This window comes from Mucilaginibacter sp. P1_D10 (assembly GCF_056406215.1).
The window spans coordinates 1-13,535 of sequence record NZ_JBFUAP010000005.1 but is presented as its reverse complement, the minus strand read 5'-3'; the positions used below and the strand labels follow the sequence as shown (position 1 = coordinate 13,535).

Sequence of the window (13,535 nt, the reverse complement as noted above, 5' to 3'; positions counted from 1 at the left end):
TGCTTGAAGGGCGTTTGCACTATAACCACAGCGTCATTGAGTATTCAGGAAGGTGCCCCGGGCGCGTCGTTATAAGGAGCGGATTGCGGCATAAAAAATAGCGATGGGTTCAACCCATCGCTATGATAACAGTTTTTTCAAAAATCTCTAAATTCGGATAATCGGTTTAATCCCGGTTTATTTCACCACCTCAACCCATTGCCCTTTCAGTAGCGCGTTGATATCGTGGTTGTACATGGCTTCGCAATAGGCCGCCGGCAGGTAATATTTACCGGCGTAGGCTGCGTTCAGCATCACGTAGTAAGTTACCTCCGTCCCTTCGTATAAACTGAAATAGGTGTTCACCCGGTCATCGCGGATGTCGCGGTAATCGGATGGGGACGATTTAAAGGCCTCATCGTTATTCAGCATCCGGGTGTTCAGTATCTCCCATCCCGAAGGGAATATCTGCGTAAGCGCCATATTATCGTAACGGCCGCGTTTGCCCGGGTTTTTGATATTTACCTGGGCAACGAAATCAGTCCCTTGTTTTAGTTTGGTTGGGTCGATAGGGGTGCCGCCCAGGGTGGTGTAAGCCACGCGCATCTGCAGTACATCCGGGTCCTCATGCGACTCAACATCCTGGCTAGGCGATGGCTGGCCTTGCTGTATCAGCCTTACGTATAGCTGATTTTTGCCGTTGTTTGTCATAGTCACATTACCGCCATTGGCCGCCAATTGAGCCTGCCACATGTACGAATCGGAATTGACGTTTGCCTTATCCTTATTCGCCTGGTAGTTGAATAACAGCTTGGCCCCCGATTTATTCTGTCCGCAATATTCCGCAATCGCCACAAGCGAATAAGCCGTAGTTTGCGTGCTGTACCAATCATCTACCGAAAGCTTGGCCGCTACTGAACGCAGCAGTTCAGCAGCCTTTTGGCGTTGCCCAAACAAGGTGAGCGTTTCCAAAATCATGGCCTCATCGCGGAGGTCTGACCCATAGGTTCCGTACATCGAATTGTACGGGGCGATATCGGTATTCAAACCTTTTATCATTCGCAAGCCAACTTCCGGCTGCCCGGCAAGTTTATAGGCTGCTGCTAAACGCCAGCGCGCTTCTACGCTTAGGTACTGGTATTCTTTCAAGCGGTTCATGGCACCTAACTCAGCCGAGCCGGAGAGTGCCAGCAGATAAAGGCGGTAGGCCTGCACCAAATCGGTATAGTAATAATAATCGTGTATGTTGGTACGCGGATCTGGTGACCAGTTAACGGCTTTTTGTTTTTGGTAACGTTTCCAGTCGTTAATCATGCCTGCGGGCAGGTTATAACCCTTTGCCTGTGCAGCCAGTAAGAAATGGCCTGCGTAATTGGTTCCCCACTCGTCGGCATCGCCATAACCCGGCCAATAGCTTAGGCCGCCGCTATTCACCCTAAAGCCGTTAAGGCGGTTAATGGTAAGTTTGATATTCCGGTCGCTTTCGGCCTTTTGGCGTGGCGAGAGATCCAGCAGCTGGCTCAGGTACAACTGCGGGAAGCCCGATGAGGTTGTTTGCTCTACGCAGCCATGCGGATAGGTGATCAAATAACTCAAGCGTTTGCCCAGGTTTAACGGCGGTATGCTGGCAACCTCCAGCGTGGCTTTATTGGTGCCGTTGATGCCGATGGCCGTGTAGGGTACCGACCAGGTTTCGCCCGGTTTCAATTCTTTCTCCAGTACGCGCGTTACCGGCGGGTTGGGGTTCCGTACGTTAAGCTCTACATCGTAAGCCGTGCTTTCGCTGCCCGATTTGGCCGTAATCCGCACCTTGCCGATGCCCACGAAATCCCGCACGTCTAAATCGAAAGTAACCAGCTGGTCGCCCGGTTTGGTAAAGGTAACGACACGGGTGTTGTTGCCGCCCAGATTGCTGAACGCGTTTGATTGCACCTGCACCGTTACCTGTTTGATGTTGTTCTCCATGGCAAAAACCGTTACCGGCAACTGCACTTTTTCTGATGGGCCCAGCACCCTCGGCAGGGTGGCCAGTATCATCAATGGCTTTTTGACCGCCACTACCTTTTCGGCGGTGCCGTAGGCACCATCGTGCCCGGCAATAACTACCGCTTTTATAGAGCCGACGTATTGCGGCAGCGTGAATTTAGTGGTTTGGCTCCCGCCGCTCTCCAAACGGAACGGCCCCAGGAATTTCACCACAGGTTTAAAGCGGTTTACCGTTACGTTTTTCTTAGGGCCGCCGGTACCGTCGCCACCTATGCTGAGGATGCGCTCTAAGCCACCGCCAAATGCGCCGATGACGAAATCGTACAAGTCCCAGGTTTTTACACCAAGGGCCTCGCGGGCGTAGAAAGCATCGTGCGGGTTAGGCGTTTGGTAATTGGTAATATCCAGCAGACCTTCATCTACCAAAGCGATGGTATAGGTCATGGCTTTGCCGTTGGCTTCGGAAACCGTGATAGCCGATTGCGTTTCGGGCCGTAACTTATCCGGCATGGTTATCACCGGCTTCAGCGTAGTTGCCGGGTTATCTACCGAGAGCGGTATAGCACCGTACATGCGTATAGGCAAATCGTTTTTGGTTTGCGAGTGGCGCTGCAGCAGCGTTACGTTCACGAAAACGTTTGGCGCCATGGCTTCATCTACCTTAAAGGTGTAGCGCGTTTCGCCTTTTTTGGTATCTATCCATGTGGTTTTTATCACCTTGGTGCCGTTTTCGAAACTGATGAGCGCGCGCCCATCGGCACCGGTTGGTATAGTAAGCGTGGCATCGTCGCCCACTTTGTAGCTCGTTTTGTCGGACGTAAAGGAGAGCATCGCGGCATCGGTAGGGGAGCTTTGCTGCAACCTTTCCGACCAGTTTGGCCAGTCGGCATAAATAATTTTCCCCGTAGAGTGCCCTGTTTCCGGGTCTTTTATGCGGATAAGGTAACGGCCCCAATCTGCCTGCGGTATGTTGAGCGTGTACCTGCCGCGGCCATTATTCAAAGTAACTGTACCCACGCGCACCAGTTTATTGTATTTATCCTGGGTAAAGTTGCTCATCTCGTCGCCGCTGTTATCCCACCACCAGCGCCATTGTATTTTGTAAAGTTCCAGTTCAACTTTGCGCGTGCCGGCAAATAGCTTGCCTTTGGTGTCAACGTCTACAATGTCGATAACATGGTCTTTATCGGTAACCAGCATGCCCGACATTTCGCTTCCTTTTGGCGCTTTTAGCCCTACATAGCCGGGGTAAACGTTATAATCCATAGCGGTTTGCTGCAGGCTGAAGTTGCCACCGGCTTCGAAAACTTTTACCACGAAGTTGGCGCGTAACTGGCCGGGGGCCTGACCTTCCACGTTGATATCCGTATTGATGTTGGCCGTGCCGTTTTCATCCAGCTTGCTATCAAAAACGGTTTGTGTCTGAGTGTTGAAGGCCAGGGTTGGGTCGTCGAACTCATAACCATCGAAACCCGGGAAAGCGGTTTGCTGCGACGACAAGAAAGCATCCACCTTAGCTTTTAAATTCTGCGCAGCCCCGCCGAACAGCCATTGGGCGCTTAGCTTGCCGCTGGCACCATTACCCTTGGTAAGCTCGGTAGCCCCGCCGAAATCGAGTTTCAGCTTAAGGCGGTTAGGCATAATGGTTTCTACCTTTATCTTCTTCTCGAATATGGCACCGCCAACGGTTACCTTGGCCGACCAGTTGCCCGTTGGCGAAGTTGTCTCAGTAGCCGTATGGAAACTGTAAAAGCCATCTACCGAACTGGTGCGGGTGATTTTTTTGTACAGCTGCCCTGCGGGGTTGAATAGCTCGAATTGCACGGGGTGATCGGCAGGGAGGGTTTTCTGTTTATCCTCCAATATAAAGGTGGTGAATATCGAATCGCCGGGGCGCCAAACGCCGCGCTCGCCGTAGATAAAGCCTTTAAGGCCGTTCTGCACTTCCTCGCCGCCAACATTGAAACGAGAGAGCGGCAGCGAGCTGCCATCGTCTAATTTTAAGTAGCCGCGTTCTTTGCCGTGTTTGGCAACCAGCAGGTAAGGCTTGCGTTTAGTTGTAAGGATAGCCATACCGTCGCCATCGGAGGTGCCTTTTACGATAACCTGTTTCTGGTAATCCAGCAACTCCAGGCTCACGCCTTTCATTGGTTCGGCGGTGAGGATATTGGTAACGGCTATGGTGATGTTGTTGTCGCTGCCGCGTTTTACGATGAGGCCGATGTTGGAGGCGATGATGTTGCGCATTGCCCAGCGATCTTTGGTGTAATACGAGTTATCGCAGGCATCTTCGCGTTTTTCCCAATCGTAGCCCTCCGGGTAATAATTATCATACCTCGACCAGAAATCATCGTCCTCATCGCTTACTGTGCCGCTATTGTTGCCGTAGCTATCGCCGCCATAGTATTCACCTTCTCCTTCGTCGCCATCGCCCTCGTTGCCAGTGCTTTTTAATACAGCCGTGCCGTTTTTGCAATTGTATAAAGAATACTCCTGCCTGAAACCGATCACCACGCGGTATATGGCCCCCGGTTCGGCACGGAAAAGTTTATCTACATCAAGCATGAACCTATTCTTTTTATGCAGGTTTAGCCCTTTGTCCTCGGTAAGCGAAATGGTTTTTTGCAAGATAGGCTTGCCCACCTGCCGCAACTGGTTGCCGCCATCGAAACCGTTGCCCTGGAAATATTGCGGCACGTTGTTTTCGTATATTTTGATGATGGTTACATCTACCGCCTTTAGGTTCACGGCTTCGAAAGGCATCATCAGCCTCCCCGAATCGGGCAGGATAACGCCCTTGCCGGGGATGGTAACTGCCGGCAGCCTGTTCTCGAAGAACACATTGCCCGAATAGCTTTTTGTGATTTTTTTGCGGAAATAACTCTCCACACCCTCGTTTACGGTTACGGCGAAGCTGCCTTCAAGCCGCTCGGGTGCGTAAACTTTTACCACGCTGCCATCAATGGTGTAGGCAGCGTTGGTGATATCGGCCAGGGTAATGAGGCCGCTAAGTTCCTGGCCCACCATAATGGGGTCTGAGAATTGTACTGCTACGTATTGGTCGTTATCTTGTATGGCTTTTATATCCAAAACCTTAAAATCGCCGATTGCAGGCACCTCGAAGCTTTGGGTACCCGTTTTTTCGATGTCAAGGCCGCTGCCATCCCAGTTTACTTTAAGAGACGATGCACTAGTTGAGCGTTTGATGCCGCTGATGGTGAATTTATGCGTTTTGGTTACGCCGTTGTGCTGCCAGCTTATTTTTACCGGAGTAGCATAAGCTGCGCTGAGCAGCTTTTCTATTTTTTCGGGGCTCTCGTTATCGGCGGTTTCCAATGTGCCCGTAAGCTTCATCATATCTGCCGAGGTGTTGGTGGCACTGGTGAGGCCGAAGAAATCGATGCTGAAATCGGGCTTGATGGTTTGGAAATCGAACTTGAATTCTTCGTACTCGCTGGCTACTTTAACAATTTTGCCCAGGTTGAAAGTTGCATCGTATTTTTTATCCGGGTCGAGCTTGCCTTCGGGGCGGAACTCGATGGTGCGCTCGTCTATCCAATAGGCCTTTCCTTTGATAGATGGAGAAAATTCGAATACATCATCGCTCAGTTCTTCGCCGCGCGCATGGGTTACCTGCACCTCGCCTGCAAGTTTGATGCGGATGGAACTTTGCTTTGAAATTACCCCCGTGGTGTACGATTCGATGTACCGGCTGAACTCGGCACCGCCCTTTTTACGGTTGTTGGCGCGGATGAGGGAAATACTTATAGCTATCAGGATCAGTGTTGCAGCCACAATGGCCGGCCCTCTTCGCGAACGGAAAAGGTTGTAAATGTAGTTCATGGAATAGGCGTGTTATTTTCCCTGAATTTAAATAAGTTTTATTGAATAAATATTGAGTTATTCAATAAATATTTTCGCAAAGAGGAATTAGGCGAAAATGGCCCTTATTGTGGCGTAAAGCCATAAAATTGAGCTGTCGCGGACAGGCAAAGGGGCAGGGTTTCGTTACTCATTAAAGGTAATTTGACGGTAGGGGATTAAGCGCGATTTTCCTGCTTATCCTTCCGAGAAAAAATCTACCAAACTACCGAAGTAGGCCTCGTTCCAGCCTTCTGAAATGTCGTAGAAATCGCTGTCGGGGATGTTGGTGTGGCGTAGCTCTACCGAGGTGCCGTGTTTATCAGCGTGGAGTTTGATAGTGACAATGGATTCATCCGACTGTCCGTCGAAATACCACTGCTGTACGATTTTTTTGTTTTCCTCAAACTCCAGATTCTTGCCTACGATACTACCTTCCCACATCGAGAATTCCGAGCCGGGCTCGGTAGACATTTCGGCTTCCTCGCCCGTCCACAATTGGATGGTGATGGGGTTGGTAAGCGCCATATATAGCTCCTCGGGCGTAGCCGGGATGATGTAGTATTTTTTGAGGTCTTTCACGGGTGCAAGTTAGCGGAAAAAAATGGGAGTAGGATGGATGGGGCCGAGATGAATTATAGCGATGGGTGTCAAGCCCATCGCTATAAAATATTATACTATCACGTCATGCCGAACTTGTTTCGGTACCCCACACGGCAGGTATAAAACATGCAAAGCGGCTTTGCACAGTGGCCATTTTTATGATGGGGTCTTGAAACAAGTTCAAGATGACGTCGTTTTTTATCTAACGCCCAACTACTATTTACTCTCCACCGGCCCGATGGGCAACACCACCCGTCCGTAAACTTCATTCAACACGCCTGCGATGCCGGTGTATATGGCCGATAATCCGCAGATGATGCCTTCATAACCGGCAAGCGTGGTGATGCTCTTATTCCCCGTTGCATCGCCTATAGCCAGCAGCGCGAATAGCACAGTTAACGATGCGAATACGAATTGCAATGCTCTGTTCAGTTTCAGCGTGCCGAAGAACAGGCAGAAGGTAAAGAAACCCCAGATGCTTAAATAAGCCACCATAGCACCTTCGGTAGGTTTGGTGCCCCAACCCAATTTTGGCATCACGATGAGGCCCACCAACGATAGCCAGAAAAAGCCGTAGGAGGTAAAGGCCGTTAAGCCGAAAGTATTGTTCTTTTTGGCTTCGATTACGCCGGCGATAACCTGCGCAAGCCCGCCGTAAAAAATGCCCATGCCTAATATCATGGTGTTGAGCTCGTAAAAGCCGGCATTGTGTATGTTCAATAAAACGGTAGTCATACCGAAGGCGCAAAGGCCAAGTGGTGCAGGATTGGCTATGCCATCCTTCACAACAACAGGAGTAGTTGGGATCATGTGCTAAAAGGTTTTAAATTTGGTTTATGCATGCAAGCTAATTTATTTACACCTAAATAGCAATTATTATTAAACTCAATTGCCGGTTGGCCGTTAACCATACAATTATGCAGAAACTCGTTTTGATTCGCCATGGCGAAAGTGTTTGGAACAAAGAGAACCGTTTTACCGGGTGGACGGATGTAGACTTGTCTGAAGACGGCGCAGAGCAGGCCAAACGTGCCGGGCAACTGCTGGCCAAACATGGCTACACGTTCGATATCGGCTTTACATCCGTACTGAAACGCTCCATTAAAACGATGCATTTTGTGCTGGAACAGCTAGATCACCTGTGGATACCGGTGCATAAGTCCTGGCGGCTTAACGAACGCTTTTACGGCGCCCTGCAGGGCCTTAATAAAGACGAAACCGTTGCCAAATATGGCGAGGAACAGGTACACAAATGGCGGCGCGACCCCAAAGAGCACCCGCCTGCTATAACCGAGCAGGACGAGCGTTTCCCCGGCCACTACCTGCGCTATAACGACCTTACCTACCGCGAACTCCCCCTCACCGAAAACCTGAGCGAAACCATGACGCGGGCATTGCCCTTTTGGCATGAATCCATCGTGCCGGCCATCCGCGATGGAAAAAAGGTGGTGATTTGCGCGCACGGCAACAGCCTGCGGGCGCTTATACAATATATAGATAACTTAAGCGATGAAGATGTTGCTAAACTGGATATACCAACTGCCACCCCGTGGGTTTACGAGCTGGACGATAGGCTGAACCAGATAAGGCATTACTATCTCAGTTAGCAGTTTTCAGTTCGCAGTGGGCAGTCCTCAGTTTGCAGAAGGCAGCTTTTGCTAACCGCCATCTGAAAACTGCTATTTTTACTGCAAACTGCCCACTGACTTACTGCCCGTTAATTTCCAATCCCCAATCCTTACCCTTATTCACGGCCGGTACGCCTTTATCCAGCCAAACGGGCAGTGGTTCGCCTTTGAGGAAATGACCGAAGAATTGCGCTTCGCGGATGCTGATATCTTTGCGGTTCTGGCGTTTTACCAGGTTATGGGCCTCGTCATTATACTGCAGCAACCACACGGGTTTATTAAGCCGGCGCAGGGCGGTAAACATCTCTATGCCCTGGTACCATGGCACGGCGCCGTCGGCATCGTTGCTCATGATAACCACCGGAGTTTGTACTTTGGGGAATTGGAACAGGGGCGAGTTTTCGATATATAACTCGGGCTTATCCCAAAGCGTCGCGCCTATGCGGCTCTGCGTTTTTTCGTATTGGAACTGGCGGTTCACGCCGCTTTCCCACCGGATGCCGCCGTAAGCAGAAGTCATGTTGGCAACGGGCGCGCCGGCCCAGGCAGCGGCGTACATATTGGTTTGGGTAATGAGATAGGCAACCTGGTAGCCACCCCAGCTTTGGCCCTGTATGCCGATGTGCGCAGCATCAACCCAGGCGTTCTTCTTCAAAGCCTCTACGCCCGAGTTTACGAATTCTACCGCCGATGCACCGGGATGACCAGTGATATAGCTGATATCCGGCGCAAAAACCAAATACCCGTTGCTCACGAACCACGATATGGGCAAGCGCGACGGTGTAGGTGCAGGGGCCTGGTAAGCGTACAGCCCATCGCTCAGTTTTTCGTAGAAGTAGGCAATCATAGGGTATTTTTTATTGGGGTCGAAGTCCTCGGGCTTGTACAGGATGCCCTTTGATTTATAGCCCTTCGGTGTAGTCCACCGCACCAGTTCTGCCGTGCCCCAATTGTAATTGGCCTGCTGTGGGTTGATGGCGCTTAGTTTGGTTTCCTTCAGCAAATCGCCGGAAACGTATAGGTCGGGAGATTGCTCGTAGCTGGCCTTAGTATAAATAAATACATCGGCGTTTTTGGCTTTTTGCAGGCTGCTGTAGCTCATAGGCGCTACCACCATTTTTTTAGGGTCGCCGGGCGTGCCCAGGGTTTTGGTGTAATAACCCCATTGTTTATCCTCCTCGTTTTGGGCGATGAGCCAAAGTGGTTTCTTCGGGTCGACGAATTTCTCTTCGCTATCTGTTGGTGTGTAACGGAAAGTTATCTTATTATGGCGACCGAAATTGTTGGTGAGGTTAACCATATGGCCCGTTGCCGGGTCTATACTCCAGATATCGTAGCGGTCGTATATCAGCACGTTCTTGTCGTCTTTTTCCCAACCGGCTATGCCGTATGCGCCGGGGTCATCGGGCACGTCGTTTTCTTCGTCGCCCATTTTTACGCCCGTGGCAGCTGTTAAATTCAGTTTTTTGCCGGTGGCGATGGCATAAGAATACCAGTTTTGCGTTTTGGAATCGAACCAAACCACGTAGTTACCTGCGGGAGATATGCGGTAGCTGGCCTTTGTACGCGCGTTGATGCGGATGCGTTGGCCGGTTTTGGTGTTGATGAGGAAAGCTTCCTGCTGCGAGCCGCCTTCCCATTGCGATTGCACGCGAGCGCCGGTATCTGCCAGGCCCAATACATAATCGCCATTATTATTATCGGGCAAGGCTATTTCGCGTATGTTCTCATCGCCCAGTTGGATGAGTTTCTGTTCCCCCACGCCGGGACGGATTACATCGAGGTAGCTGCGCTTCAGTTCGCGCTGCAGGTTTTTGAGCTGGTAGGGCTGCAGGTAATCGTCTTTATAATTCCAGATGTCCAGTCGCGCAACTTCAAAATCAACTATAGTGGTATCGGCGGGTTTCGGTATAGGGGCGGTGCCAAAGAATAAATTCGCGCCATCCTTGCTGAAAAACACCCGGCCATCGCCGCTGGCGGCCCAGTTGGCGGGCATCCCTTTGCTGCCCTGTGCGGCAACAACAGCTGCACTATCTTTTGTGGTATTGTAATAGTAGAGTTTGAAGGGTTTCACCAGGGCTTTCTCGGGGTTCTTTTCGGCAGTGAAGGCCAGTTGCTTGCCGGCATCGTCGAACGCCAGGTTACGGTAATTGCCCCGGCCGGTGCTAATGGTTTTAAGGCTGTCTTTTTCTATATCGTAAACAAATAGGCCCGAAATAACGGTTTTGGATTTCTTGGGCGCGGTTACCGAAAAGGCCAGCAGCTTGCCGTTTTTGCTCAGTATATAATCGTTTACGTATTTAAAGGCGCGGGTTTTGCCGTTAAGCAATTGCCTCAGGGTGAGCTCTGCGCCATCTTTTACAGGCGGCGCAATTGTAGTGGCTACGGCTTTTTTGGAAGTATCTCCCGCTTCGGGTTTCTTCACCGTATCAGCGGGGGAGAGGTAGGCGATAACCGAAGCTTTTTCCGCAATCTTGAACGAGCGTATAGCCGGGATTTTATCTACAGTGCGACTCCCTACGATGGTAATGCCCAGCGTATCTTTAGGGAATTCGTTAGGTTTCTTCTTCTTTATTTTTGCCCGGCGGATATCCTTGAAAAACGGGCGAATCATAAACACCGCGTATTTGGAGTCGGCCGTAAAGCGGGCGGTATCTGCGCGCGGCACGGTGAAAGGGCTTTTGTTTTTGGCATCGGTGAGTACCAGGTTGGCATCGCCCTCCTGCGGTTTTACCACGTAGAGCACCCATTTGCCATCGTTGCTAACCAAAGAATTGCTGATGCTCTGCCAGCCATCGTAAACCGACTGGTCGAGCGGTTTTTTGGAAGTTTTTTGAGCAAACGCGTTTACGCATGCCAGTAACAGCAAGGCGGAGAGTAGTATATTTTTCATAGCAGATGGTAAACCTTAAAGATGCTAAAAATTAAAGCCCGACGGACTTTTGAAATGAAAAAGTTACAGTTTGGCAAGCCTGGGCAAACAATCAGCCGTTTGGCTTATTATACAGCTAGATTATGGCTTCATCCAAAACATCCATTTATGCTGCCCTTGTGGCCAACCTGCTCATTGCCATAACCAAGTTTATTGCGGGCGGCATCAGCAACAGCGCGGCCATGGTTGCAGAGGGGGTGCATTCATTGGTAGATACCGTTAACGAACTCTTCCTGCTGCTGGGGCTGGCGCGAAGCAAAAAACTGCCCGATGCCACCCATCCCTTCGGGTACGGAAAAGAACTTTATTTCTGGTCGTTCATTGTTTCTATCATGATATTCGGGCTGGGCGGCGGCGTGTCAATCTACCAGGGCATCGCCCATATCGTCAAGCCCGAAGCATTGGGCGACCCAACCATCAATTACTGGGTACTGTCGCTCTCTATCGTGTTCGAGGGGGCATCGCTCATCATCGCCGTAAGACAATTCAACCGGCTGCGCGGCGATAGGCCTTTCTGGCAAGCCGTGGTAAGGAGTAAAGACCCGTCCAGCTTTTTGGTTTTGTTTGAAGATGCGGCGGCTGTAACTGGCTTATTCATTGTGATGATATGCGTTTACCTGAGCCACCGTTTCAACCAACCTTATATAGATGGTGTGGCATCGCTGCTGGTGGGGCTGATATTGATCGTGGTATCGGCTATTTTGGCCCGGGAGAGCCGCAGCCTGCTGATGGGCGAGGGGGTATCTACCCAAACGCGCGATAAGATTTGCCATATCGTAGAAAACGACGAACAAGTTGTTAAGGTGATGCATATCCTATCTACCTACCAATCGCCATCGGAGGTGTTGCTGATGCTTATCGTGGCCTTTAAAGAGAAGATGGATACGTCGGATATCAACGTGGCTATCGACCGCATCCGCGACGGGGTAAAGGCCGAATTCAAATTCGTGCGTTTTGTGGTGATACAGCCCGAAAGCCTGGAACATCACGTTTTATGGAACGACGAAAGCTACTAAGCTGCGCGTAATTTTATAGCTTTGGGATGCCATACGGCATCTCTATCCGCATGAAAAAACTGAAACAAATTATAGCCAAGGTAAAGGCAACCGACGATACCGCTTCCGGATATAACGACCTGCTTTGGCAGCTCATCTGCTACTCGCCAAAAATGCCCTTGCGTTTGCAGCAGCAACAAATGCTGGACGAAGCAGAGCGCTTCAGTCTCAGCACGTACGACGAGCATTTTACCCATACCAGTTTAAATTTCAACGGATTCAAATGGGGAGAGGGTGCGCACAAAATCATGATTACGCACGGCTGGGGTTCTAAAGCGGCCGATTTTATGGAACTGATTACGGCCCTTCGCCAGATACCTGATACCACGGTAATCGCTTTCGACGTGCCCGGCAACGGCAGTTCGGCGGCGGAATTATCCAATGGGGCACTGTTTGCAGGGGCCGCAGAAGCGGTAATTGCGGAATTTGGCATGCCCGATGTGCTGATAGGCCACTCGATGGGCGGCATGGCCAATACTGTGGCTTTAAACACGTTTGCTGCAAGGCCCAAACTGTTTATCAGCATTACGCCGCTTATCCGCCTGAAAGAAAATTTCGAGTACAGCATGACCGCCGCTGGCGTTGAGCCGGCCATGCAACTAGCTTATTTGGATAGCTTTACACAACTGGTGGGCCGCCCCGCTTCTGATTACGATTTGGATAAATTTTACCAATTCGATGCGGATTTAGAGCACTTGCTGCTGTATGATGATGCTGATTTGATTTCGCCATACGCATTTATGCAAGATTTTCTGGAGAAACGCCCATCCATCCAAAGCCAGAACTTCGCAGGTGCCGGGCACGAGCGTATCATCAAATCATCGGAGGTAATTACCCTGATCGTTGATAAAATAAAACGAATTCTGAAATAGCCCCAATCAATCCCTTTAGATAAATTTGATTGATGAACACCCTCGCCGATGCCTTTTATCCCAAAATGTACCTCTACCGGCGCGTGGTGCAGGCCAAGCTGTTTATAGATACCCATTATCATCAACCCTTGAATTTAGACGATATAGCCGACGAGGCCTATTTTTCCAAGTTCCACTTCATCCGTCTGTTTAAGGCTACCTATGGCAAAACGCCTCACCAGTATTTGATTGCCGTGCGGATTGATAACGCACAACGGCTGCTAAAGACTGGCATGCCGGTAACCGATGCCTGCTACGCTATTGGTTTTGATAGCCTGAGTTCGTTCTCGGCATTATTTAAACGTATGGTAAAGCAATCACCGTCGGCATGGCAACAAGCTGAACTGAAGCGTGACGCTGATATGAAAAAGACCCCGCAAAACTTTATACCCAATTGCTTTGCGGAGATGAATGGGTGGATTGTTTGAGTTTTTGTCTGAACTGTCTTGTCCTGATATAGGTTGACACAAAAATAGTGTGAACATGGAATATTCAGAGAAAAAAGCGTCAGCAATAAAGGAATACTTTGCAGGCGGGACGACTTCAGTTAAATTAGGACTCAAATACGGTTTCGGTAATG

The 13,535-nt window shown here is 50.2% G+C and carries 8 protein-coding genes; 4 read left to right on the top strand and 4 right to left on the bottom strand.

Translation table 11 applies throughout. The features are described from left to right. Positions 1-177: 177 nt before the first annotated feature. The 3 genes from AC1DYT_RS08805 to AC1DYT_RS08795 all read right to left on the bottom strand — a co-directional run bounded on the left by AC1DYT_RS08805 (position 178) and on the right by AC1DYT_RS08795 (position 7,239). Positions 178-5,808, bottom strand: a complete 5,631-nt coding sequence (locus AC1DYT_RS08805; protein WP_477469254.1) for an alpha-2-macroglobulin family protein — start codon at positions 5,806-5,808, stop codon at positions 178-180. A gap of 216 nt (positions 5,809-6,024) precedes the next feature. After that, positions 6,025-6,408: an SRPBCC domain-containing protein gene (locus AC1DYT_RS08800; RefSeq protein ID WP_477469253.1), complete on the bottom strand. Its 384-nt coding sequence runs from the start codon at positions 6,406-6,408 to the stop codon at positions 6,025-6,027. Between the two features lie 237 nt (positions 6,409-6,645). Continuing rightward, positions 6,646-7,239, bottom strand: coding sequence for an acetate uptake transporter (locus AC1DYT_RS08795; protein WP_477460423.1), 594 nt, complete (start codon positions 7,237-7,239; stop codon positions 6,646-6,648). A 107-nt stretch (positions 7,240-7,346) separates the two neighbouring features. On the opposite strand from AC1DYT_RS08795, the gene gpmA reads away from it, so the two are divergent. Then, positions 7,347-8,036, top strand: a complete 690-nt coding sequence (gpmA, locus tag AC1DYT_RS08790) for a 2,3-diphosphoglycerate-dependent phosphoglycerate mutase (RefSeq protein ID WP_477469252.1) — start codon at positions 7,347-7,349, stop codon at positions 8,034-8,036. A gap of 100 nt (positions 8,037-8,136) precedes the next feature. On the opposite strand, the gene AC1DYT_RS08785 is transcribed toward gpmA, so the two are convergent. Next, complete coding sequence (locus AC1DYT_RS08785; RefSeq protein WP_477469251.1) at positions 8,137-10,950, bottom strand: alpha/beta hydrolase family protein; 2,814 nt, start codon at positions 10,948-10,950, stop codon at positions 8,137-8,139. A gap of 122 nt (positions 10,951-11,072) precedes the next feature. On the opposite strand from AC1DYT_RS08785, the gene AC1DYT_RS08780 reads away from it, so the two are divergent. The 3 genes from AC1DYT_RS08780 to AC1DYT_RS08770 are packed head-to-tail and all read left to right on the top strand — an operon-like array spanning position 11,073 to position 13,383. Further along, positions 11,073-12,005 carry a cation diffusion facilitator family transporter gene (locus AC1DYT_RS08780; protein WP_477469250.1) on the top strand — a complete coding sequence of 311 codons (933 nt, stop codon included), beginning with the start codon at positions 11,073-11,075 and terminating at the stop codon, positions 12,003-12,005. A 26-nt stretch (positions 12,006-12,031) separates the two neighbouring features. Further along, entirely contained in the window at positions 12,032-12,916 is an 885-nt protein-coding gene (locus AC1DYT_RS08775; RefSeq protein ID WP_477469249.1) for an alpha/beta fold hydrolase, read from the top strand. 32 nt (positions 12,917-12,948) lie between these two features. Further along, positions 12,949-13,383, top strand: coding sequence for an AraC family transcriptional regulator (locus tag AC1DYT_RS08770; RefSeq protein WP_477469248.1), 435 nt, complete (start codon positions 12,949-12,951; stop codon positions 13,381-13,383). Positions 13,384-13,535: the final 152 nt, after the last annotated feature.

Bases quoted from the DNA above. Each gene is read 5' to 3' on its own strand.
- AC1DYT_RS08805 (WP_477469254.1), bottom strand. From the start codon at position 5,808: ATGAACTACATTTACAACCTTTTCCGTTCGCGAAGAGGGCCGGCCATT.
- AC1DYT_RS08795 (WP_477460423.1), bottom strand. From the start codon at position 7,239: ATGATCCCAACTACTCCTGTTGTTGTGAAGGATGGCATAGCCAATCCT.
- gpmA (WP_477469252.1), top strand. From the start codon at position 7,347: ATGCAGAAACTCGTTTTGATTCGCCATGGCGAAAGTGTTTGGAACAAA.
- AC1DYT_RS08785 (WP_477469251.1), bottom strand. From the start codon at position 10,950: ATGAAAAATATACTACTCTCCGCCTTGCTGTTACTGGCATGCGTAAAC.
- AC1DYT_RS08780 (WP_477469250.1), top strand. From the start codon at position 11,073: ATGGCTTCATCCAAAACATCCATTTATGCTGCCCTTGTGGCCAACCTG.
- AC1DYT_RS08775 (WP_477469249.1), top strand. From the start codon at position 12,032: ATGCCATACGGCATCTCTATCCGCATGAAAAAACTGAAACAAATTATA.
- AC1DYT_RS08770 (WP_477469248.1), top strand. From the start codon at position 12,949: ATGAACACCCTCGCCGATGCCTTTTATCCCAAAATGTACCTCTACCGG.